This window comes from Nonomuraea sp. NPDC002799 (assembly GCF_053592075.1).
The window spans coordinates 88,843-110,930 of the sequence record NZ_JBSFVA010000002.1; the positions used below are offsets into that span (position 1 = coordinate 88,843).

Annotated in this window: 22 protein-coding genes; 12 read left to right on the plus strand and 10 right to left on the minus strand. The window is 69.9% G+C overall.

The features are described 5' to 3' along the window. Positions 1-1,194, plus strand: a complete 1,194-nt coding sequence (gene kynU, locus ACWD0F_RS04335) for a kynureninase (protein ID WP_449872471.1) — start codon at positions 1-3, stop codon at positions 1,192-1,194. Here the strand turns inward: kynU and ACWD0F_RS04340 are convergent. Beyond that, the gene (locus ACWD0F_RS04340) at positions 1,187-1,561 is read right to left on the minus strand and encodes an MmcQ/YjbR family DNA-binding protein (RefSeq protein ID WP_449872472.1); all 375 of its coding nucleotides are present in this window, start codon (positions 1,559-1,561) and stop codon (positions 1,187-1,189) included. The genes kynU and ACWD0F_RS04340 overlap by 8 nt on opposite strands. Further along, a complete protein-coding gene (locus ACWD0F_RS04345; RefSeq protein ID WP_449872473.1) occupies positions 1,558-2,595 on the minus strand; it encodes a DUF2293 domain-containing protein in 1,038 nt (345 codons plus the stop codon). The genes ACWD0F_RS04340 and ACWD0F_RS04345 overlap by 4 nt, the downstream gene beginning before the upstream one ends. 103 nt (positions 2,596-2,698) lie before the next feature. Here ACWD0F_RS04345 and ACWD0F_RS04350 point away from each other — a divergent pair, with 103 nt between their 5' ends. Further along, positions 2,699-3,505 carry an FKBP-type peptidyl-prolyl cis-trans isomerase gene (locus ACWD0F_RS04350; RefSeq protein WP_449872474.1) on the plus strand — a complete coding sequence of 269 codons (807 nt, stop codon included), beginning with the start codon at positions 2,699-2,701 and terminating at the stop codon, positions 3,503-3,505. Here ACWD0F_RS04350 and ACWD0F_RS04355 read toward each other — a convergent pair. After that, positions 3,489-4,007 carry a GNAT family N-acetyltransferase gene (locus ACWD0F_RS04355; protein ID WP_449872475.1) on the minus strand — a complete coding sequence of 173 codons (519 nt, stop codon included), beginning with the start codon at positions 4,005-4,007 and terminating at the stop codon, positions 3,489-3,491. The genes ACWD0F_RS04350 and ACWD0F_RS04355 overlap by 17 nt on opposite strands. Then, entirely contained in the window at positions 4,004-5,350 is a 1,347-nt protein-coding gene (gene mads6, locus ACWD0F_RS04360) for a methylation-associated defense system protein kinase MAD6 (protein WP_449872476.1), read from the minus strand. Before mads6 ends, ACWD0F_RS04355 begins: the two co-directional genes overlap by 4 nt. A gap of 61 nt (positions 5,351-5,411) precedes the next feature. Between mads6 and ACWD0F_RS04365 the strand changes: the two genes are divergently transcribed. From ACWD0F_RS04365 to ACWD0F_RS04375, 3 genes are all read left to right on the plus strand, one after another. Continuing rightward, complete coding sequence (locus ACWD0F_RS04365; RefSeq protein ID WP_449872477.1) at positions 5,412-6,029, plus strand: DJ-1/PfpI family protein; 618 nt, start codon at positions 5,412-5,414, stop codon at positions 6,027-6,029. Then, entirely contained in the window at positions 6,026-6,466 is a 441-nt protein-coding gene (locus ACWD0F_RS04370) for a MarR family winged helix-turn-helix transcriptional regulator (RefSeq protein ID WP_449872478.1), read from the plus strand. Before ACWD0F_RS04365 ends, ACWD0F_RS04370 begins: the two co-directional genes overlap by 4 nt. A 399-nt stretch (positions 6,467-6,865) precedes the next feature. Further along, a complete protein-coding gene (locus ACWD0F_RS04375) occupies positions 6,866-7,132 on the plus strand; it encodes a hypothetical protein (RefSeq protein ID WP_449872479.1) in 267 nt (88 codons plus the stop codon). 187 nt (positions 7,133-7,319) lie between these two features. Here the strand turns inward: ACWD0F_RS04375 and ACWD0F_RS04380 are convergent, their stop codons facing one another. Further along, positions 7,320-7,727 (minus strand): C40 family peptidase, encoded by a 408-nt coding sequence (locus ACWD0F_RS04380; protein WP_449872480.1) that lies wholly within the window; start codon positions 7,725-7,727, stop codon positions 7,320-7,322. Positions 7,728-8,270: 543 nt separating this feature from the next. Between ACWD0F_RS04380 and ACWD0F_RS04385 the strand changes: the two genes are divergently transcribed. Together ACWD0F_RS04385 and ACWD0F_RS04390 are read left to right on the plus strand one after the other, a co-directional pair. Next, positions 8,271-8,537, plus strand: coding sequence for a hypothetical protein (locus ACWD0F_RS04385; protein ID WP_449872481.1), 267 nt, complete (start codon positions 8,271-8,273; stop codon positions 8,535-8,537). A gap of 385 nt (positions 8,538-8,922) precedes the next feature. Further along, positions 8,923-9,267: an STAS domain-containing protein gene (locus tag ACWD0F_RS04390; RefSeq protein ID WP_449872482.1), complete on the plus strand. Its 345-nt coding sequence runs from the start codon at positions 8,923-8,925 to the stop codon at positions 9,265-9,267. Here ACWD0F_RS04390 and ACWD0F_RS04395 read toward each other — a convergent pair. From ACWD0F_RS04395 to ACWD0F_RS04410, 4 genes are all read right to left on the minus strand, one after another. Continuing rightward, complete coding sequence (locus ACWD0F_RS04395; protein WP_449872483.1) at positions 9,264-11,453, minus strand: terpene synthase family protein; 2,190 nt, start codon at positions 11,451-11,453, stop codon at positions 9,264-9,266. The two genes, ACWD0F_RS04390 and ACWD0F_RS04395, sit on opposite strands and share 4 nt — an antisense overlap. A gap of 135 nt (positions 11,454-11,588) precedes the next feature. Further along, positions 11,589-12,998 carry a family 2B encapsulin nanocompartment shell protein gene (locus tag ACWD0F_RS04400; protein ID WP_449872484.1) on the minus strand — a complete coding sequence of 470 codons (1,410 nt, stop codon included), beginning with the start codon at positions 12,996-12,998 and terminating at the stop codon, positions 11,589-11,591. Positions 12,999-13,027: 29 nt separating this feature from the next. Continuing rightward, positions 13,028-13,969: a 4-hydroxy-3-methylbut-2-enyl diphosphate reductase gene (locus tag ACWD0F_RS04405; protein WP_449872485.1), complete on the minus strand. Its 942-nt coding sequence runs from the start codon at positions 13,967-13,969 to the stop codon at positions 13,028-13,030. A gap of 13 nt (positions 13,970-13,982) precedes the next feature. Continuing rightward, positions 13,983-15,032, minus strand: coding sequence for a polyprenyl synthetase family protein (locus ACWD0F_RS04410; RefSeq protein WP_449872486.1), 1,050 nt, complete (start codon positions 15,030-15,032; stop codon positions 13,983-13,985). 155 nt (positions 15,033-15,187) lie between these two features. On the opposite strand from ACWD0F_RS04410, the gene ACWD0F_RS04415 reads away from it, so the two are divergent. From ACWD0F_RS04415 to ACWD0F_RS04435, 5 genes are all read left to right on the plus strand, one after another. Next, positions 15,188-16,369, plus strand: coding sequence for a zinc-dependent alcohol dehydrogenase (locus ACWD0F_RS04415; RefSeq protein ID WP_449872487.1), 1,182 nt, complete (start codon positions 15,188-15,190; stop codon positions 16,367-16,369). A gap of 52 nt (positions 16,370-16,421) precedes the next feature. Further along, positions 16,422-17,471: an NAD-dependent epimerase/dehydratase family protein gene (locus ACWD0F_RS04420; RefSeq protein WP_449872488.1), complete on the plus strand. Its 1,050-nt coding sequence runs from the start codon at positions 16,422-16,424 to the stop codon at positions 17,469-17,471. Between the two features lie 224 nt (positions 17,472-17,695). Then, positions 17,696-18,166 carry an ATP-binding protein gene (locus ACWD0F_RS04425; RefSeq protein ID WP_449872489.1) on the plus strand — a complete coding sequence of 157 codons (471 nt, stop codon included), beginning with the start codon at positions 17,696-17,698 and terminating at the stop codon, positions 18,164-18,166. Between the two features lie 87 nt (positions 18,167-18,253). Continuing rightward, positions 18,254-19,144: a dihydropteroate synthase gene (gene folP, locus ACWD0F_RS04430; protein WP_449872490.1), complete on the plus strand. Its 891-nt coding sequence runs from the start codon at positions 18,254-18,256 to the stop codon at positions 19,142-19,144. A 10-nt stretch (positions 19,145-19,154) separates the two neighbouring features. Then, positions 19,155-19,553, plus strand: a complete 399-nt coding sequence (locus tag ACWD0F_RS04435; RefSeq protein WP_449872491.1) for a DnaJ family domain-containing protein — start codon at positions 19,155-19,157, stop codon at positions 19,551-19,553. A 163-nt stretch (positions 19,554-19,716) separates the two neighbouring features. On the opposite strand, the gene ACWD0F_RS04440 is transcribed toward ACWD0F_RS04435, so the two are convergent. Beyond that, complete coding sequence (locus ACWD0F_RS04440; RefSeq protein WP_449872492.1) at positions 19,717-22,029, minus strand: glycoside hydrolase family 6 protein; 2,313 nt, start codon at positions 22,027-22,029, stop codon at positions 19,717-19,719. Between the last annotated feature and the right edge of the window lie 59 nt (positions 22,030-22,088).

Below are 22,088 nucleotides of genomic sequence, written 5' to 3' on the forward strand. Positions count from 1 at the left end.
TTGGACCGTGACCGCTACCTCGCCCTCGACGCCGCCGATCCGCTGCGGGCCCGCAAAGACGAGTTCGTGCTGCCGGAGGGCGTCGTCTACCTGGTCGGCAACTCCCTCGGGGCGCTGCCCCGCCGTACCGCGGAGCGGGTCCGGCGGGCGGTCGAGGACGAATGGGGCGAGCAACTCGTCGGCGGCTGGAACCACGCCGGCTGGTACGAGCAGCCCCTGACAGTGGGCGACCGGCTGGCGCCGCTGATCGGCGCGGGCCCGGGACAGGTCGTCGCGGGCAACACGACCTCGATCGCGATCTACCAGGCGGTGGCCGCCGCGCTCAGGCTGCGCCCGGAGCGCCGGGTGATCGTCTCCGACGTGACGAACTTCCCCACCGACCACTACATGGTGCAGGGCCTGGCCCGGCTGCTCGGCGGCTACGAGGTGCGCGACTTCGCCGAGGGGCGCTTCGACGACGCCGCGGTGGTGCTGCTCTCCGAGGTGGACTACCGCACCGGCGCCCGGCACGACGTGCCGTCGGTCACCGCGCGGGTGCACGAGGCGGGCGCGCTGATGGTGTGGGACGTGTGCCACAGCGTGGGGGCCATGGAGGTGGACGTCTCGCAGGCGGACTTCGCGGTCGGCTGCACGTACAAGTACCTGAACGCGGGCCCGGGTGCGCCGGCCTTCCTCTACGTCAACCCGCGCCACCACGCCACCGCCGAGAACGCCCTGTCCGGCTGGAACGGGCACGCCGAGCCGTTCGCGTTCGAGCAGGACTTCCGGCCGGCCCCGAGCATCCGGCGCTTCGCGGTCAGCACGCCGCACGTGTTGTCGTTCGCGGCGCTGGAGGCCGCGCTCGACGTGTGGGAGCAGGTGCCGATGGCCGCCGTGCGGGCCAAGAGCATGGCCCTGACCTCGCTCTTCATCGAGCTGGTCGGCGACGCCCTGGAGCTGGCCTCGCCCGCCGACCCGGCCGCGCGCGGCAGCCAGGTGAGCTTCCGCCACCCGGACGGCTATCCCGTCATGCGGGCGCTGATCGACCGGGGCGTGCACGGCGACTTCCGGGCGCCGGACATCCTGCGGTTCGGGTTCGCGCCGCTCTACATCGGCTACACCGACGTCTACGACGCGGCCACCACGCTGCTGGAGGTGCTGGACAAGGAGCTCTGGCGGGAGGAGGCGTACGCCAGGCGGCTCGCGGTCACCTGAGGCCGTCGAGCTCCTTGACCGCCCGCTTGGGGGCGATCGCCCGGTAGCTCTCCTCCACCCATTCGAGCAGCACCTCGGTCTCGGGCAGCTCCGACAGGAACGGCACGGTCACCCAGCCCGCCTTGCCGAGCCCGTAGCCGCTGGGCGCGGCCCCCTCGACGGTCAGCGCGTGACCGTGCGCCCCCGACAGCAGCTTCACGTTGAAGGAGGGCTGCCACTTCTCGGTCTGCTCGTCCATGCCGAGGAAGAGGAAGACCTTCTTGTTGACCTTGATGACCGTCTCGCCCCACGGATGGTCCTCATGCGTCTCGGGCAGGCCGAGGGCGAAGTCACGCAGCTCATCGCGAACGGTGTGCCAGTCGTTCATCGGCGGAACTCCTCCAGCTTGCGCTCGATGCGGTCCTTGATCCGGTCGCGGGCCTCCATACGGGGGACACCCGACATGAGCAGACTGTCATAGTCGGTGTCGAGGTGCCGGATCGAGGCGATCACGGCCAGGGTGATGGCGTTCTCGTCGAGCGCCCTGGCCGCCGCCGTCCTGCCGACCCGGCCGCTGCCGCGCAATCCCGCGTGCTCGGCGATCTCCTTGGCCCGGCTCTCGGGGCAGCCGGGGAACAACCGGGCGATCGCGGCCGCCATGGCGGCCTGGAACTCCACGTCCTGCTCCGCCCGGCGCTCCCGATCGCGGTCGCGGCGCCGCAGGCGCAGCTCCTCGTCGGCCAGGCAGCGCTCCTCGGCCGCCTCCAGCGCGCCCTGCTCCACCAGCACGCCCAGGCGCTGGTAGACCTTGCGCCGCCGGTTGTAGCGCACCACCACCGCGGCCAGGCCACTCTCCTGCTTGGCCCGCCGGCTGAGCGCCGCGTTGCCGGCCGGAAGGAACGCCAGATGGTCGAGATCGGCGCACGTCAGGCAGTGCGGCCGGTCGTCCTCCATGATCAGGTAGGGGCCGGTGTCGCCGCATCCGGCGCACGTCCAGGCGTCCAGCGGTGACACCGCCACCAGGTCGGGCGCCTTGCTCTGCGCCTCGGTGAGCCGCCGCACCCTGGCCTCGCTGAGGTCCGGCGAGAGCCAGTGCACCCGGAAGGCGTCCTGCCCGTCGTGGGAGATGAAGCGCAGCTCGCGGCGGTCGCGGGTGCCGGCCACGTAGGGCGTCTCCACCGGCCTCAGCCCCTTGGCCAGCGCCCAGTCCCGCAGCAGGCCGGCCGCGGCGAGCAGGCGCTCCTCGTCGACGGCCGCCAGCTCGGCCAGCGTGGCCGCCCGGCCCTGCCGCCAGACGTCCACGTGCCGGGAGTGCAGCCAGCGCAGGCCCGTCACCACGTCGATGAACGTCACGTACTTGCGCGTGGTCAGCGCGATCTCCGCTGTCTCGGCGACCCTTCGCGCCAGGTTCGGCTTGCTCACCCGTCCATCCTCCCGCGCCTTTGTCGTGAGATGGCGAGCCCCGCAGCATTCCTTTCCGCCTTTGCGGCTAGAACCCCTTCGGACCTGCGCCCTGGAGGAAATCGTGCGTCTGATCTGGCCGGCCCTGCTCATGCTCGCCACCTCGTGTGGCGTCGCCGAGGACGGCACGCAACCCATCGTCACCGGGACGTTCGGCAGCAAGCCGATCGTCGCCATCCCCAAGGGCAAACCCGGGCGGGTGCCGCGCATCACCGTGTTGTCGGTGGGCAGCGGGCGGCGCACGCTGCCCGGCGACGTGGTCCTCGCGGACGTCGACATCCGCCGGTGGACCGGCAACGAGCCCTACCTGAACACCTACGACGGCAACCAGCCCACCACGGTCGTCTTCGACGGCAGGCAGGTGTCGGAGACCTGGCGGCAGTCGCTGATCGGCAGAGCGGCGGGCAGCCGGGTCATGCTGGTCAGCCCGGCCGCCGAGGCGCTGGGGCCCAACCTGCCGCTGACCGGCGTCTCACCGGCGGACACGCTGGTGCTGGTCTTCGACATCCTGGGCGGCTACCCGCCCGACGCCCGTCTCGTCGGGCGTACCCTGCCGGCCGTCCCCGGCGATCTCACGCCGTCCTCGCCGGCCCGTACGATCATCGACGGCTCCGGCCGGGACGTCGTGGCGGGCGCGAAGGTGGTCGTCCAGTACGTGGCGGCGAGCTGGCCGTCGAGGACGGTCGTGGACTCGTCGTACCGGCGGGGCGGGCCGAGCGCGTTCACGCTGAAGCCGGGCTTCGTGCCCGACGCCTGGCCGGCCGCGCTCGTCGGGCGTCGGGTCGGCAGCCGCGTCGCCGTGCCCGCGCCGGGCGAGCAGCCGCTGCTCTACGTCATCGACATCCTCGACACCATCACGCAGGAGGGCTGAGGTCGGAGCGGATCACGCTGTACATCACGCCGTCGTGCCACTCGCCCGCGCGGAAGCCGGCGCCGCGCATGACGCCCTCGCGGGTGAACCCGGCCTTCTCCAGCGCCCGCTGCTCGGCCAGGTTGGTGATCTCGGTGGTCGCCTCGACCCGGTTGACCGTCGAGTGATCGAACAGATAGCGCACGAGCAGCTTCTGCGCCTCGGTCCCGTGGCCCTTGCCGCGCGACTCCGGCGCCACGATGACCCCCATCGCCCAGCCGTAGACGACCCTGCCGGTGAAGGCCTTGCGCCACGACACGAGGCCGGCGTCGTCGCCGTCCGCCACGATGATCAGTAAGCCGTCCTCGTCGCCGAGCAGGCCGTCGACCTCCCAGCGCCTGCGCAGGCGGTGCGGGTCCTGCCAGCCGTACCACTGGAAGTCGCCCGTGCTCTCGGGGTCGCTGGTGAGCCGGTACAAGAAGGGCAGGTCGCTCTCCCCGGCCGGGCGCAGCGTGACGGTCATGAGCCGGACACTATGCGACGGACGAGCCGGCTCAGCCTGGACGGCCGCGCGGGCGGCGTCTCCAGGACGAGCAGCGCCTCAGCGGCGGTCGGCCGCTTGGCGGGGGAGTGGTCGAGCATCCTGCGCACCACCTCCGGCACGTCGGGCCCGTGCGCGTCGGCGCTGGTCGGAAGGTGCCCGGTGAGCAACTGATAGGCGATGGCGCCGGCCGCGTAGACGTCGGAGGAGGTCGTCATCCGGTCGGGCCGCTCCTGGCACTCCGGCGCCACGTAATGGGCGTCGAGCACGTTGCCCAGCTCGTGGGCCACGGTGTAGTTGCGCGGCCCCGGCTTGGCGTAGTCGAATCCGGAGAGCACGGCGTGCCCGTCGTCGGTGACCAGCACCGAGGCGGGGGTCAGCGCGCGGTGGACGACGCCGTGCGCGTGCGCGTGCGCCAGCCCGCGCAGCAGGTCCTGGATCACGCCCAGCCGGGCGCCGGCGCCCAGCGACAGGTGCAGCGCCTGCCCGTGCACGTCGTCGAGCACCAGCACGAACCGGCTCTCGTCGTCGATGGCGAAGAAGTCGCGCGAGCGCACCACGCACGGATGCGGCGGGATCCTGATCAGCGTCTGATAGGCGTTGGCGATGCGCTGCCGCTCGGCCGCCCGCGACTCGTGGTCGGCCAGCGGATCGGCCTGGTAGACCCGCAACAACACGGTCTCGCTGCCCGGCAGCGTCACGTTGAACGCGCGGTATTCGGTGACCTTGGTGTCGCCGCCGAGCTGCTCCTCGACCTCCCAGTTGCCGAACCTGGGCGGCGCGGTGCTGCGCCGCACCGTCTGGTTGAGCGCGTCGAGGATCGCGGTCAGGTACGGCTTCGCGTCCGGGCTGCACCCGCGCCTGACCCGCGAGACGTCGCTCAGCGTGGCCAGCAGGCCGGGCAGGTCGGTGACGTTGACGGCGTCGCGCCCGGCGTGGTCGACGAGCACGGCGTCGGGCGAGGTGAGGACGACCAGGCAGTCGACGTAGACCCGTTCGAGCTGGGTGGACCTCGACACCAGCAGGCCCTTCAGCGCCTTCGCGGTGCCCCGGAGCTTGGCCACCGGAGAGCCGAACGCCTCCCTGCGCGGCGGGAACCAGCGGGTGCCCGACACCTCGATGCGCCCCCGGGTTCCCTTGACGTCGACGACGACCAGCGAGTGGCCGGTGAGCACGAGCAGGTCCACCTCGAAGACGTCATGGCCGCGCGGGACCTCGACGTTGTGCAGCAGCAGCCACTCGGCGGGGGCGTGGTCGCGCAGGTAGGCGATCACGCGCCGCTCGGCGTCGTTGACTGGACGTCCTCCGCCGACGATCTCTGCCATGGGTGCCATCCTTGCACGGGAATCAATTGACAACACGCTGTCGTAACGACAGCATGCTGTCATGAAGCCCATCGTGCACCACGCCGTCTACGACACGCTCGCCGACTGGGAGACCGGTCACCTGACCGCGCATCTGCGCAGCGGGCGCTACCACCGCGAGCCGGGCGGCTACGAGATCGTCACGGTCGGCCTGACCACCGATCCGGTGGTGACCATGGGAGGGTTGCGCATCACGCCGGACCGCACGCTCGACCGGCTCTCGCCGGCGGACAGCGCGCTGCTCATCCTGCCCGGCGCCGACCTGTGGGACATGGGGGAGGAGCTGGCGCCGTTCGCCCGCAAGGCCCGGGAGTTCCTGGACGCGGGGGTGCCGGTCGCGGCCATCTGCGGCGCCACGGCGGGGCTGGCCCGCGAGGGCCTGCTGGACGACCGCGACCACACCAGCGCCGTGGCGCGATATCTGGCGGCGCAGGCGGGCTACGCGGGGGCCGGGCGCTACCTCGACGAGGACGCGGTGCTCGGGGGCGACCTCATCACGGCCGGGCCGACCGAGCAGGTGGCGTTCGCCAGGGAGGTCTTCCGGCGGCTCGGCGTCTACCGCCCCGAGGTGCTCGACGCGTGGTTCCGGCTGTTCGCCGAGAGCGACGCGTCGGCCTTCGAGGTGCTGATGGCGGCATGAGCGAGTCGGCCGACCTGCTCTCGGGGCTGGCCTTGGGGTCGTTCCGGCTCAACGGGCAGTTCATGGAGGTGGCCGAGGGGCTGGCCAGGCCGTCGGGCATGACGGCGGCGTGGTGGCAGGTCCTCGGGGCCGTCCTGGGCGAGCCGCTGCCCGTGGCCGGCATCGCCAGGGTGATGGGGATGACCAGGCAGGGGGTGCAGCGGATCGCGGACCTGCTGGTCGAGCGGGGCCTGGCCGAATACCGTCCCAACCCGGCGCACCGGCGCGCCAAGCTGCTGCGGCCGACGGCGGCCGGCCGGGAGGCCGTCGCCAAGATCACCCCTGGGCACCAGGAGCTCGCCGACCGGCTGGTGGGCGAGCTGGGGTTCGACGATGCGAGGGCCTGTCTGGAGGCGCTGCGGCGCCTGTCGGCCGCCCTGGACCGTCTCAACGACTGACGTGCATGGCCGGGGCTTGCCCGCCTGCCAAAACATTCTCGCCGTTTTGTACGCCCCGGGCGTCCGCGCGTGCTAAGGCCGCACCGGCTTACGCGGGGGCGATTCTCAAGTTTCGGGTGATCGTTGCCTAAACGGCGGTGAACGGCTGTCCCATCGGCCGCGCGGTCAACCAAAATAAATGTCGTTCGCCGACCTTCGCGTAGTTGCTTTCAGACGTGCGTCGTCGATGAACACGAAAACCGAGCACCAAGAAACCGGGGTTCCTCCTTGACTCCGGATTGGGCTCTTCGGGTTGCGGATTTCGCGGGCTGCCGCGATTGTTATTGGCGGCACCTCACAGCCCTGCACAAACGACTATGGCGCCGGGAATTCCGCGCCGATCCATGGAGGAAAGAAATCATGATCCGTCGCATTCTGGCCGGTGCAGCAATCGCAGCCGCCGCTCTGAGCTTCACGGCCACCGGCGCCTCTGCCGACGTCGGCCCCAACCCGCACAACAACGGGCAGAGCATCCTGAGCCAGCTCAGCGCCCTCGATGACCTGACCGCGCTGAACGACGTCCTCAACGACTCGGTCAAGTACATCGACATTCTCACGCTGCTGCACCTGAACGACATCGACGCCGACATCCTCAACAACGAAGAGGACACGGGCGACAACAACTGACGGCTCCTCGCGTGGCGTAGGCAGGAAGCTGATCGGCGGCCCCCGTTCCGGTGGGGGAGCTCGCCCGGCCAAGATCTGTTTCCTGGTGCCTTGAGGTGAACCAGAAGAACGGGCCGTGGCAGATCGCGAGACCACGGCGCCAGGCTCGGTGCGCACCGAGCTGACAGCGGCACGCGGCCCAGGTCGATCACTGCAGGACGACCTGGGCCGCGTGGCCGTTCGCGGCCGCCTCGCTCGGCCGGACCACCCCCAGGAAAGTCGGCCGGTCCAGCGGGTCCAGCCGGACCAGTTGCCCGGTGTACGGCGCGTGCACCATCCGCGTCGCGTCCACGGCCACGGCCACGTGCTCGGGTCCCGGATCGTCCGCGTCGTTGTCGTAGAAGACCAGATCCCCCGGCTCCACCGCCTCCTTCGGTATCCGGATTCCCGACCTCCACTGCTCCTGCGTCGTCGAGCCGATCGTCACCCCGGCCCGCGCCCAGGCGTACTCCGCCAGCCCCGAGCAGTCGAACCCCCAGGTCGCAGCCCCTTTCCCGATCCCGAATCCGGGCCCGCCCGGCCCGCCCCCGCCCCATGAGTACGGGATGCCGATCATCTCCATCGCCGTTCGCGCCGCGATGGCACCGCCTCCCGACCTGTGGGCCTGGCCGGCGGCCTGCCCGCACATTCCCGCAGGGCAGCCATTCGCCGCCGACGCGGGTGTGGAATGCGCGCCCAGGATAATCGGCAGCGCCATTATCAACAGTGGCCTCAGTCCATTCATGGCATATTCAGCGCTCCCGCGACTTGTCCGTGCCCCGGCGTCGCCCAGATGCGCGGCCGGCCGTTCCTGTCGCTAGCATTCCTCCTTCTCTATGGCAATAAAACGGACTTTGGCCATGCGTGATGCTCGTATGGCCATAAGATGAAAAATAACTGCGATGCCACCTGCGGCAAATGGTGACTTAGCCGACATGTCAGGAACCGTCGTTTGCGGTGGCCAAGAGATTACGGCGGGTATTTGACTTTGACTTAGCACGACCGGGTTGCGGCAATCGAAAGCCCGCGAGATTGTTATCCATGGAATCTCGCAGCTCTGTGCGAGTGATTTTCGATGACGCGCATCCCGCGCCGATTCCAACGAAGGAGAAGTAGACAAATGATGCGTCGCATCTTTGCCGGTGCAGCAATCGCGGGTTTCCTGTTCGGCTTCTCGGCCACGAGCGCGTCGGCCGACGTCGGCCCCAACGCCTACAACAAGGACAAGCAGATTCTGAGCCAGCTCAGCCTCCTCGACGACCTGACCGCGCTGAACGACGTGCTCAACGACTCGGTCAAGTACGTCGACGTCCTCACGCTGCTGCACCTGCAGGACATCGACCTCGACGTCCTCAACAACGAGGAGAACACGGGCGACAACAACTGACCCGCCCAGGCGGTGGCTCCCGCCCCGCGTACGCGCCCCTGACCTGGGGGCACTCCGGTACCCACGACCCCTCGTGGCGGCACCTTACCGGAGGGTCACCCCAGGTCGGCCGCGGCCGCTGAGGCGCGGGAAGCCCGGCCACGCAGGCAGATCAGATCACCGACCGAGTCCGCAGCCGGCGCGGGCTCGGTCAGATCAACTGAATGTGGTGAACTTTCATATTTTCCCCGCAACTCGGTCATTTCACGGCGAAAATTACATAGCGGAACATACCTCGTGTAGCCTGGTTTTCAGGTCAATCGCCATATCACTGGCGATCTTCCTCTGAAGTGCAGGTCCGGCCGACAAACCCCCGCAGTGTGTTGTGTTGGGGGGTGCAGGGAGCATGAGCGGCGTCGAAGAGCGGCTGCTCTATCAGGACGAGCAGCTCAGGATCATGATGCGCGCGGCGTCAGGGACGCCGGCCGTCACGCTGGTGGGTGAGATCGACGCGACCAACAGCCGGGCGCTGGCCAGCACGCTGGCGAGTTGCCGGCAGGGCGCCCACGTCGTCGTCGACACCGGGGCGCTGACCTTCATCGACGTCTCGGGGCTACGCGTGCTGGCGATGCCCGCACTTCCGCCGGCGCAACGCTGGATCCACCTGCACAACATCACGCCGTACCAACGTCGGCTGCTGCTCATGATGGGCTGGTATCACGACGCCGACGCGCAGCACCTGCCCATCTAACGCCCGCCCGTATGCAGCGGGAAGGCCGTGACCGCCGAGGTGCCCAGCCCGGTGGGGCCGCCGAGCCGCCACTGCGGCGGCCGGTGATGGCGGCGCAGCGACGCCTCGTCGTAGCGGAAGCAGTTCAGATGCCAGTGGCGAATCCCGGCCAGCCAGTCGCGCAGCTCCGTCACGAACGCCTCGACGTCCTGCCTGGCCACCTCGTCGAGCCCGAAGTCGTCGCACACGATCGGCAGCTCGTTCGCCACGAGATGCTCGAACTCCCGCACCCGCCCCGTCAGCAGATCGTTGACGATGGTGAGCGCCGCCGCCCGGTCGCAGTCGAAGAAGTTCTGCACCACCAGCACGCAGTTGTGCACCTCGCCCTGGAACTCGATCTCCTTCTGGTAGGAGAAGATGTCGTTGATCAGCAGGCCGGCGTCCATCATCGCGTTCTCCAGCGCCCGCACCGGGCCGCTGCGGTAGAACGCCTCCGGGATGCCCTTGGAGTGCCGCAGCCTGGTCAGGCTCATCGTCAGCTCGCAGCCGAAGGTCAGCCGGCGCATCTCCAGATAGTCCACCGGGTCGGGGACATGGCGGGCCAGCTCGTTGGCCAGCTCCCACAACCATCCCTCGCACATCGTCTCGACCGCCCGGCGCAGCTTGCGGCGGTCCGCCGGCGGCATCGGCGCGACCGTACGCGCCCAGACGTCGGCCAGCCCGCGCTCCAGCGCGCTCGCGGGCGGTGGCGGAGGCGAGCCGTCCAGCGGCATGAACAACGAGAAGCGGTCAACGGTGATCTTGGCGGCGGCCAGGTTGCGTGAGCGGCCGAAGACGACCGGGAAGTAGTCGTCGCCGTAGGTGCCCCAGGCCAGCCAGAACGAGGCCAGGTCCAGCTCCTCGGCAGAGGCGTCGGGATGCAGCCCCGCCGCGCACAACGACAGGTCGTAGTCGATCAGCTTGTCCCGGTCCCACACCGCCGAGCCTGCCACGCCCGGCTGGGACTCCAGCAAGCCCATCGCCTGGCACCAGTCCACGATGTTGCGGCGGGCGGCGTCCAGATGCGGGGACAACCGGAGCGGGAAGGGCACGTACAGGTCGGGAATGCGGGTGGCCCCCACCCGCTGGTACGGCACGTGCGTGAAGGTGCGCAGCCGCTTGGCGCCGAGCAGGTTCACCATCGACGACATGCCCAGCGGCTTGCTCACCTTCGCCCGCGCGTTCATGTAGCGGCTGGAGACCATGTGCCACTCGTGGCCGCCCGACTGCCAGTCCTGCAGGCCCTTGACGTAGGCCAGCACACCGGCGGCCGTCAGCGGGTCGATCGCCCGCTCGACGAAGAGCGGCCCCAGCTCGGTGAGCGCGGTGTGCTCGAACTGCTGCAGGCGCGAGGTGAGCAGGTCGTTGACGGCGTCGGCGGCCTCCTGCGTGCCGCAGCCCAGGAACGTCTCCAGCACCAGCACGCCGTTGCTCAGCTCGCCCTCGTCCGCGACCTCCCGCTGGTAGGAGAACAGGTCGTTACGCAGGTGGACCGCGTCGGAGAAGGTGTCCTTGAGCACCCGCAGCGGCCGGGTTGCGGCCAGCCGCGCGGGCACCTCGGCGCCCACGGCGTGCTCGACGAGCCCGGCCGACCACGGGGCCCCGCCCACCTTGCGGCGCATCTCGATGTACTCGACCGGGTTGGCGACCCGGCCCCTGTTGATGTTGGCCAGCTCCCAGAGCGACTCGTTGAGCAGGTTGCGGGTGCTTTCGGCGAACCGTTCGCGCCAGTCGAGTGACATGCGGGGCACGGTCCGCACCCACAGATCGGCCAGCCCCGCCTCCACCGGATTGGTCGGCTCCGGCATGGTCAGATCCACGCCCATCGGCATGAAGGACGCCAGCCTGGCCAGGTAGGCCCTGCTGCCCTTCAGGTCACCGGTGCGCTTGTACACCTCAAGGAAGTGGTCGTCGAAGAAGAAGACCCACACGTACCAGTCGGTGATCAGGCAGAGCTCGGCGCCGTCGCAGTCAGGATGGGTGTAGGCGCACATCAGCGAGTAGTCGTGGGCGTCGAGGTCGTCCTCCTCCCAGACGCCGGAGCCTTCGAGCATGCCCAGGTCACGCGCCCACTTCTTGGAGTGCGCGCGCGCCTCTTCCAGATGCGGGTTGAGCCGCGCCGGGTACGGCATGTAGAAGTCCGGCAGTTCGAACGGCTGAGACGACATGCTCACTCCTTGGGTGGGGCCGATCAGCGTGCCATCTCGACGGCAGAGCTGGACCGCAGCGCCGGCGACTGCGTGCTCACCGCGTGAAACTCCTCCCGCGACAATCCCTGGGACCGGACGAGGAGAAAGTGCCGGCTAGCAGTTCCTGCCGAGTTCGACGTCCTCCAGCACGCCGAGCGCGTCGGGCACCAGGACCGAGGCCGAGTAGTAGGCGCTGACCAGGTAGGAGATGACGGCCTTCTCGTTGATGTTCATGAACCGGACCGAGAGGCTGGGCTGGTACTCGTCGGGGATGCCGGTCTGGTGCAGCCCGACGACACCCTGGTTCTCCTGGCCGGTCCGCATGAGCAGGACCGACGACGTGCGCGCGCCGGTGACCGGGATCTTGTTGCACGGGAAGATCGGCACACCCCGCCAGGCCGGCACCCGGTGCCCGTTGACCTCGCTGGACTGCGGGTAGACGCCGCGCTTGCTGCACTCCCTGCCGAACGCCGCGATGGCCTGCGGATGCGCCAGGAAGAACGCCGGCTCCTTCCACACCACGGCCAGCAGGTCGTCGAGGTCGTCAGGGGTCGGCGGGCCGGAGCGGGTGCGGATGCGCTGGCTGAAGTCGGCGTTGTGGAGCAGGCCGAACTCCCTGTTGTTGACCAGCTCGTGCTCCTGGCGCTCGCGCAGGGCCTCGATCGTCAGGCGGAGCTGCTGGTCGAGCTGGCTCATCGGCTGGTTGTACAGGTCGGAGACCCGGCTGTGCACGCGCAGCACGGTCTGGGCCACGCTCAGCTCGTATTCGCGCGGGCTCTGCTCATAGTCCACGAACGTGCCGGGCAGCACGGCCTCACCGGCGTGGCCGGAGGACATGTCGATGGCGGCCTCGCCGTAGGCGTTCTGGGCGCGGTCACCGCTGGCGCGCCAGCCCTCCAGGTGCTCGCGCAGCGCGGGCGACTGGTCGGCGACCTCGTCGAAGTCCTGCTTGGACAGGATGAGCAGGGTGGTCGCCGTCTTGGTGCGCCAGCTGTACTCGAACGCGCCGCCGCCGACCAAGGACTGCTCACCGAGGTGGTCGCCGTCGGCCAGGACCCCGAGGTTCTGCTCGTCGCCGTACGCGCCGCGGCCGACCTTGCCCACGCGGCCATGGGCGATCAGCACGAGCTGGTCCGCGGCGCTGCCCTCGGCGACGATCTCCTCATCGGCCTCGGCCTCGCGCTGGACGAAGCGGTCGGCCAGCGCTTCGAGCACGTCCATGTCCTCGAAACCGCGCAGCATGGGCAGCTCGGTCAGCTCGGCCGGGATCACGCGCACGTTCGAGCCCGTCGTGCTGAACGTGATGCGGCCGTCCCCGAGCGTGTACGTCAGCCGCCGGTTGACCCTGAACACGCCGCCGGAGCACTGCACCCACGGCAGCAGCCGCAACAACCAGCGGGAGGTGATCTCCTGCATCTGCGGCGGCGTCTTGGTCGTGGTCGAGAGCTGCCTGGCGGCATCGGTACTGAGGCTGAGCTGGCCGTTGCCGTTCTCAGAAGTTGTCGAGTTGGTCGTTTCGGTCATGTGCTGCACCGCCTATCTCAGGGTGGGGCCTAGCCGTGGTGGCGAGAGGTTCGGAGTTCGGGGGGGAGGGAGAAGGTCAGGGTCTCCTCGGTCAGGGTCACGGACTCCACGTCCGCGTAGCCGTGGCCGGCGAGCCAGGCGAGGACCTCCTCGACCAGCCGCTCGGGAGCGGAGGCGCCGGAGCTGACCCCGACGGTCGTCACTCCGGCCAGCCACCGCTCGTCGGCGTCGCCGGCCCGGTCGACCAGGTAGGCCGCGCCGGCGCCGGCGTTCAGCGCGACCTCCACCATCCGCTGGGAGTTGGAGGAGTTGGCCGAGCCGACGACGATCACCAGCTCGCAGCGCGGGGCGATCGCGGCGACCGCCTCCTGGCGGTTCTGGCTGGCGTAGCAGATGTCGTCGCTGGGCGGGTCGATCAACTGGGGGAAGCGCTCGCGCAGGCGGGCGACCGCGCCCAGCGTCTCGTCCACGGCCAGCGTGGTCTGCGACAACCAGCTCATCCGGCCGGAGCCGCCGGTCGTCAGCTCGTCCGGGCGGGCCGGGTCGACGACGTGGATGCGGCCGGGGGCCTCGCCCAGCGTGCCCTCGACCTCCTCGTGCTCGGCGTGGCCGATGAGCACGATCTCGTAGCCCTCGTCCGCCAGGCGCGCGGCCTCCTTGTGCACCTTCGTCACCAGCGGGCAGGTCGCGTCGATCGTCGGCAGCCCGCGCCGGGCCGCCTCCCGCTTGACCGCCGGGGAGACGCCGTGGGCGGAGAAGACCACCAGCGCGCCATCGGGAACCTCGTCGAGCTCGTCGACGAAGATCGCGCCGCGCCGGGTGAGGTCGCCGACCACGGAGGTGTTGTGCACGATCTGCTTGCGGACGTAGACCGGCGCTCCGAAGCGTCTCAGCGCCTCCTCGACCGTGACGATCGCGCGATCCACGCCCGCGCAGTAGCCGCGCGGGGCAGCGAGAAGTACACGTCCCATGATGGGAGACCCCTTACTTGGTGCGGTGGGCGAGCTGATCGGCCAGCACGGCCAGCGCGCCGGCGGCCTCCGGCTCGATCGGCGCCTCGGCCAGAGCCGTCACGGCCTCGCGCACCCGGACCTCGATCATCGCCTCGACCTCGGCCAGCGCGCCGGTCTCCCGCAGGATCTGGCGCAGCTCGGCGGCGCGCTCCTCGGTCAGCTCCGGATTGCCGTGCCAGCTCCGCAGATGGGCGAGCTGCGCGGGCGAGGCCCGCTGCACGGCGTGCGCGAACATCACCGTGTGCTTGCCCTCCCTGAGGTCGTCGAGCGCCGACTTGCCCGTCTCCGACTCCGTCCCGAACGTGCCCAGCACGTCGTCGCGGAGCTGGAACGCCTCGCCGAGCGGCACGCCGAAGCGGGAGTAGGACTCCATCAGCCCACCGGAGGCGCCGGCCAGGGCGCCGCCGATCTGCAACGGGCGCTCGACGGTGTACTTGGCGCTCTTGTAGCGGATCACGGTGAGCGCCTCGTCGACGCTCGCGCCCGCGCGGAGCTGGGCCAGGACGTCGAGATACTGGCCGCTGATCACCTCGGTGCGCATGGCGTCGAAGATGTGGTGCGCGGCCCGCAGCCGGGGCTGCTCCACCTGGCAGGACGACAACAACGTGTCGGACCAGGCCAGGCTGAGCGTGCCCAGCAGGATGCCGCCCGCCTGGCCGAACGCCTCCGCGCCCGGCCCCTGGTGCAGTCGCGCGAGGCTCCGGTGCACGGTGGCCCGCCCCCTGCGCGTGTCACTGCCGTCCATGATGTCGTCGTGGACCAGCAGCCCCGCGTGGCACAACTCCAGCGCGGCGGCCGCGCTGATGATCTGCTCGCTGTCGTTGCCCCCCGCGCCGCGCCAGCCCCAGTAACACAGCTGGGGCCGCACCCGCTTGCCGCCGCCCAGGATGAAGTCGCTCAGCAACTGGTACGCGGCCTCGACGTCGGGATCGGATACGGGGGCCCGCCAGGTCTGCAGGAACCCGGCCAGGCGTTCTTCGACGCGTGGCCCCACGTGGTGCTGAGTGAACCTCACCGGCATCCGCACGGCTCCTGTCAATCGACGGCTACCAAAAGTTACTCTTTGAATACGGAGCGTGTAAAGTGTCTTTAGTAGCTGCGCTCTGTTTTGCCTCACCGATCCCACGGCCGCAGGAGGCCGTCGTTTGCTGTTTCCTGTGGGGGTAGGCGCCTGTCATGAAGGCAGTCACCTGGCACGGCAAGCGGGACGTCCGCGTCGAGGAGGTCCCCGACCCGGCCATCAAGGAGCCCAACGACGCGATCATCAAGGTGACCAGCACCGGGATCTGCGGCTCGGACCTGCACCTGTACGAGGTGCTCGGGCCGTTCATGGCCGAGGGCGACATCCTCGGGCACGAGGCCATGGGGATCGTCGAGGAGGTGGGCTCCGGCCTCACCAACCTCAAGCGCGGCGACCGCGTGGTCATCCCGTTCAACATCTCCTGCGGCCACTGCCACATGTGCGGGATGGAGCTCTACGCGCAGTGCGAGACCACGCAGGTGCGCGAGCAGGGCATGGGCGCCGCGCTGTTCGGCTACACCAGGCTCTACGGCCAGGTGCCCGGCGGGCAGGCCGAGTACCTGCGGGTGCCGGAGGCCCAGTTCGGGCCGATCAGGGTGCCGGCCGGGCCGCCCGACGAGCGCTTCGTGTACCTGTCCGACGTGCTGCCGACCTCCTGGCAGGCGGTCGCCTTCGCGCACATCCCCGCCGGGGGCAGCGTCACCGTCTTCGGCCTCGGCCCCATCGGGCAGATGAGCGCCCGCATCGCGCGCCACCTCGGCCACCGGGTGATCGGCGTGGACGGCGTCAGGGACCGCCTGGAGATGGCCCGCCGGCACGGCATCGAGGTTGTCGACGCGAGCGAGGTGTCCGACGTGCCGGCGGAGATCCGCGGCCTGACCGCGGGCCGTGGCACGGACTCGGCCATCGACGCCGTCGGCATGGAGGCGCACGGCTCGCCCGCCGCCAAGCTCGCCCAGACGCTCACGGGGCTGCTGCCCGGCGCGCTCGCCGCACCGCTGATGACGAACGCGGGCGTCGACCGCCTGGCCGCGCTCAACCAGGCCATCGACTCGGTACGCCGCGGGGGCGTCATCTCCGTCGTCGGCGTCTACGGCGGCATGACGGATCCGCTGCCCATGTTGCGCATGTTCGACAAGGGCATCACGTTGCGCATGGGCCAGGCGCACGTCCGCCGGTGGACCAGCGCGCTCATGCCGCTGGTGACCGACGAGGCCGATCCGCTCGGAGTGCTGGACCTGACGACGCACCGGCTGCCGCTGGAGCAGGCGCCGATGGCGTACGAGATGTTCCAGAAAAAGGCGGATGGTGCGGTGAAGATCCTGCTCCAGCCGTAAGACACCAGGTCAGCGGGGTTTCGCGGCCCGGAGGGCGGGCAGCGGTGCGGACATGAGAGTCGTTGTGGTGGGGGCTACCGGCAACGTCGGCACCGGCCTGATACGCGCGCTGGCCGCCGACGAAAGCGTGACCTCGATCGTCGGGGTCGCCCGCCGGCTTCCGGGATGGCGGATCGACCGCACCGACTGGCGGCAGGCCGACGTCGCCACCGCCGACCTGGCGCGGATCTTCGACGGCGCGGACGCCGTGGTGCATCTCGCCTGGTTGTTCCAGCCGACCAGGGATCCGGCGGTCACCTGGCGGGCCAACGTGCTGGGCAGCATGCGCGTCTTCCGGGCGGTGGCCGAGGCGGGGGTGCCCGCGCTGATCCACGCCTCCTCCGTGGGGGCCTACTCCCCGGGGCCCAAGGACCGGCCCGTGGACGAGAGCTGGCCGACGCACGGCTGGCCGGGGGCGGCCTACGGGCGGGAGAAGGCGTACGTCGAGCGGGTGCTCGACGTCTTCGAGCACGACCATCCGCTGATCCGCGTGGTGCGGATGCGGCCCGGGTTCATCTTCCAGCGGGCGGCGGCGACCGAGCAGCGCAGGTTGTTCGGCGGGCCGTTCGTGCCGCGGCGGCTGATCAGGCCCGGGCGGATCCCGTTCGTGCCCGACATCCCGGGGTTGCGGATGCAGGTGCTGCACGCGGACGACGCCGCCGAGGCTTACCGGCTGGCCGTCACCAAGGAGGTGCGGGGGCCGTTCAACCTGGCCGCCGAGCCGGTGCTCGATGCGCAGGACCTGGCCAGGCTGCTCGACGCGCGCACGGTGCGGGTGCCCAGGGGGATGGCCAAGGCGGCCGTGGCGGCCGGCTGGCACCTGCGGCTGGTGGCCGCCGCGCCGGGGCTGCTCGAACTGTTCCTGCGGATCCCGGTCATGAAGGTCGAGCGGGCCAGGGAGGTGCTGGGCTGGACGCCGCGGCACTCGTCGTGGGAGGCCCTGCGCGAGTTGTTCGACGGTCTGCACGACGGCGCGGGCATGGACACCCCGCCGCTGGCTCCCGACGGTGGCCCGATGGATCGGGTCAAGGAGCTGGTCACGGGCGTCGGCGGGCACTCATAAGGGATGACTCATAAGGGATGAAGGGTGTAATTCCTCCATGTAAGGGAAGGGGAGGAATTAACGTAGGTCCTGAAGCGCGGCCTTGGTGTCAAATCGACACGGAGGTAAGACATGGACCTTTTCATCCGGCAACGTCTACTTCCCCGGTTTTCTCAGTCCGAAGGCGGCCGTGCCTTCGGACTTCGTGTTTCTGCGTATCCAGGCCAGGGGTGGAGGAGCCTGCAATGCGCACTTTAATGATCCAGCCCTTCGCCCTCCACGATGTGACGAAGCTGCGTCGCGCGGTGGCCGAAGAGGCCGAGCGCTGCGGACTGAGCGGTCCCCGGCTGGACGACTTCGTCCTGGCCGTGCACGAGAGCGTCGTCAACGCCGTCGAGCACGCGGGCGGGCACGGGCACTTCAAGTTGTGGACGGTCGACGGCGTCATCCGCTCCGAGACCACGGATCGGGGGACGGGCATTCCCGACGGATACGTCAACGGGCGGCGCAGGCCGTCCGACCTCTCCTACACCGGCAGAGGGATCTACCTGATCCGGCGGCTGTGCGACGCCGCCGACTTCCACACCGGTCCGGCCGGCACCACGGTCATGCTCACGATGCGTCTGCCGAGAGGGCCTGATCGTGGTCTCCACGCGGTCATGAAACGCATCAGGGTCACCACCGGGGGGCACTCGCCGGGCCGTTTCACCGCATGATCCACCCCTGACGCGGGCCGCCTGATCCACGCGTCTGACCTGGACCTGGGCCGGGTAGTCTCGGGAGGGACGGAAAGGGATCACCACGTGCGCGGCGAAATCGGGATCAGCTCTCCTGTGCGGCGGATCGGGCGGCGGGAGTTCGATTTCGAGCGCCAGGTCGCCATCATGGCCATCGTCAACAGGACCCCCAACTCCTTTCACGACCAGGGCAGCACCTACGCGCTCGGCAGCGCCGTGGCGGCCGCCCGCGGGGCCGTCGAGGCCGGCGCCGACTGGGTCGACATCGGCGGCTTCGCCTTCAGCGCGGCCCAGGCGCAGATCGGCCCGCAGGAGGAGATCGACCGGGTCGTCCCGGTCATCGCCGAGGTCAGGGCCGTCACCGACGCCGTCATCTCCGTGGACACCCACCGCCCCGAGGTGGCGCGGGCGGCCATCGAGGCCGGCGCCGACGTCCTCAACGACACCAACGGCCTGCGCGAGCCCGGCATCGCCGAGGTCGCGGCGGAGACCGGGGTCAGCGTGGTCGTCACGCACAGCCTGGGCGGCCCAGGCAGGCGGGTCTTCCGGCCCAGCTACGCCGACGTCGTCTGCGAGGTGGCCGACTTCCTGCGGGAGCGGGTCGCGTTCGCGCTGAAGGCGGGCATCGCCGCCGAAAAAATCATCATCGACCCCGGGCACGACCTGAACAAGAACACCTTCCATTCCCTGGAGCTGACCCGCCGGCTGGAGGAGATCACCGCGATCGGCTACCCGACGCTGGTGGCCCTGTCCAACAAGGACTTCATCGGAGAGACGCTCGACCGCCCGCAGGGGGAGCGGCGGGAGGGCACGATCGCCGCCAACGTCTTCGCCATCCTCAAGGGCGCCCGCATCCTGCGCGTCCACGACGTGGCCGCGACGGTCGCGTCCGTCCGCATGACGGAGGCCATGCTCGGCTGGCGCGGCCCCCTCACCCCGAGTCACAACCTGGCCTGAAGGAGCGAAGGTGACCGAGCGCAAACCCCCCGGCATGCCTTTCGAGAGCTGGATCGACAGGCAGATCCGCGAAGCGGAGGAGCGCGGCGAGTTCGATGACCTGCCCGGCAAGGGCAAGCCGCTGCCAGGGCTCGACCGGCACCACGACGACCTGTGGTGGATCAAGCAGAAGCTCGACAGCGAGGGATTGTCGATGCCCCTGCCGCCGACGCTGGCTTTGCGCAAGGATGCGGAGCAGGCGCTGTTCGAGGCCCGCGGTGCCAGGACCGAGCACGAGGCCCGGCGGATCGTCGAGGAGATCAACCTTCGGATCCGCGAGGCGATCAGGACGGGACTGTCCGGGCCGCCGCTCAACCTGACGCCCTTCGACGTCGACCAGATCGTGTCGGAGTGGCGCAGGGCGCGATAGCGAAGGGGCCCTGGCTCGCGGCCAGGACCCCTCCGGTTGGTGAGGGGCCCGGGTCAGGCGGGCCTCTCCGGCTGGTCAGGGGCCCGGGTCAGGCGGGTCCCTGGTCAGGGGCCGTGCGGCCCCCGCGGCCGAAGGGTCGGGTGACCCTCCGGCCGGCCAGGTCTCAGTTGATGGGCGGGTAGGCGTTGGCGAGCAGCTGGCGGAACTGTGCCGAGAACCACTGGCCCGACAGCGGTGCGTTGGCCAGCGCCCCCGACATGTTGTTGCCGTTGAGGCTGTTGCCGGTGTAGGTCGGGTCGCACATCCGGTCGAACTTCTTGCCCTCGTCGTTCGGGATGTCCGTGCTCGCGCCGTCGGACTCACCCGGAGGCTTGATCCAGACGTAGGCGTCCAGACCGGTCTCCGGGTTGGCCGTCGGCCGCGCGCCCATGCCGGCGCCGCTCTGGTTGCACCAGTTGCCGGCGTGGATGCGGCGGTCGATGCGCGACTCGTTGACGAACGTGTCCATGAGCGTCGAGGTGCTCGCCCCGGTCGGGCGGGCGCTGCCGCCCCAGCCGTTGCGCGAGGTGTCGACCAGCATGCCGAGGCCCTGCCGGAAGCCCTTGCTGATGAGCGCGGTGCGCAGCGCCTGGACGAAGGTGACCTCGTCCACGTAGTAGTTCCAGTCGACCCACTTGGACTGCCGGACCGACTGGCCGTTCACCGTGGTGTTGATGTTGAAGTAGAGCTCCTTGGACGCGGAGGTGTTGGCGGTGTTGCTGATGAAGCCGTCCACGCTGTCCACGCCCGCCGTGGCGCCCGCGGCGGTGGTGTAGAACAGGTTGACCGCCGGGTTGAAGTTCGAGTCCCAGCCCAGCCAGGCGTGGTGGGCGGCGTCGATGTAGGTGTAGACGTTGCTGATGGCGTGCAGCTTGTTCAGCGCGTACTGGACGCCCTGGACGTAGGCGCCGGTCGAGTTGGCCTCGGCGCACTTGGCGAAGCTGAGGTTGGTGATCAGGTTCGGCAGCGAGTCGGGCTCGATGATCGTGACGATGCGCAGGTTCGCGTATGCGGAGTTGTTGACGATCGTCGCGATCGGGTCGATGTACTCGGTCTTGTAGCGGTTGAGCCCGTTCTCGGCGATGAGCAGCTCACCGTTGGAGGCCAGCGCCGAGCAGTCGCGGTTGGGCAGGTCGTAGATGACGAACTGGATGGTCAGCGGGCTGGAGCCGTTGGCGGCGTCCTGCCTGACGGCCTCGTCCAGGTGCGCCTGCAGTCCCATGCTCGTGGAGGAGCCGGCGATGGCCGCGATGCGGTCCAGCCACACGGCCGTGGAGGTGTTGGCCACCGCGGAGCCGCCGGGCTCGGCCGCGGCCTTGGTGCGCCAGTTCGGGTTCACGTAGCCGGTGGCGCCGGCGTACGGGTTCTCGACGTGCGGGCCGGGGTTGGTGCCGCCGTCGTCGTCGGCCTCGGTCGCGGTGACCGTCCTGGACGTCAGGCCGCTGGCGGCGACGGTGATCGGCCGGGTGCCGTTGGTGTTGTCGGAGTCCTGCGCGGCGGCCAGGGTCACCGTCTGCGCGGTGTTCCAGTTGGCCGAGGTGAAGGTGAGGCTGGCGCCGGAGGAGACGGTGATGTTCGTGTCGCCGCTGCCCGCCGTCGAGGTGACGGTCACGTTCGAGGTGGGCTGGATGGCCAGGCGCACGGTGTACGAGGCGGTGCCGCCCTCGGGCACGGTCACCGAGGTCGGTGTCACGGTGATCGACTGCACCGCGGTGGCGTCGTCGTCCACCTCGTTCGCGGTGACCGTGGCGCCGGTCACGCCGGTGCCGCCGACGCTGAACGCGGCGGTGCCCGCGGCGGTGTCGGAGTCCTGCGCCGCGGCCAGGGTCACCGTCTGGGCGGTGTTCCAGTTGGCCGGGGTGAAGGTGAGCGAGCCGCCCGAGCTGACGGACAGGTCGGTGTCACCGCTGCTGCGTGTGGTGGCGACGGTCACGTTGGCGGAGGGGGCCGAGGAGAGCCTGGCGGTGAACGTCGCCGTGCCGCCCTCGCTGACCGCGACCGTGCCGGCCGAGGTGACCACCGACGGGGTCGTCGGCGTCGTGCCGCCACAGGTGGTGCCGTTGACGCTGAACGTGGCCGGGTTCGGGTTCGTGCTCGACCAGGTGCCGTTGTAGCCGACCGAGACGGAGGCGCCGGTGGCCAGACTGCCGTTGTACGGCATGTTGGTCCCGGTCACCCGGGTCCCGGACTGACTCCAGTTCGCACCCCAGCCGGTGGGGGTGTATTTCTGCGTGGTGGTCGGATAGTCGAAGGCCAGCGACCATGAGGTCAGCGGGTCGCCGGTGTTCTTCAACGTGATGCTCGCGGTGAAACCGCCCTGACCCGGGCTGCTCGTCCACGAGTTGGCTGTGTAGGTCACGTCGCAGGCGACGGCGGCGTTCGCGGCCGTGCCCTGGCCGACGACGAGCCCTAATGCCGCGAGGCTCGCGGCGGTCATGGTCACGGCCCATTTGCGAAGGCCGCGGTGGAGTCTCACGAGCGATCATCTCCAGGATG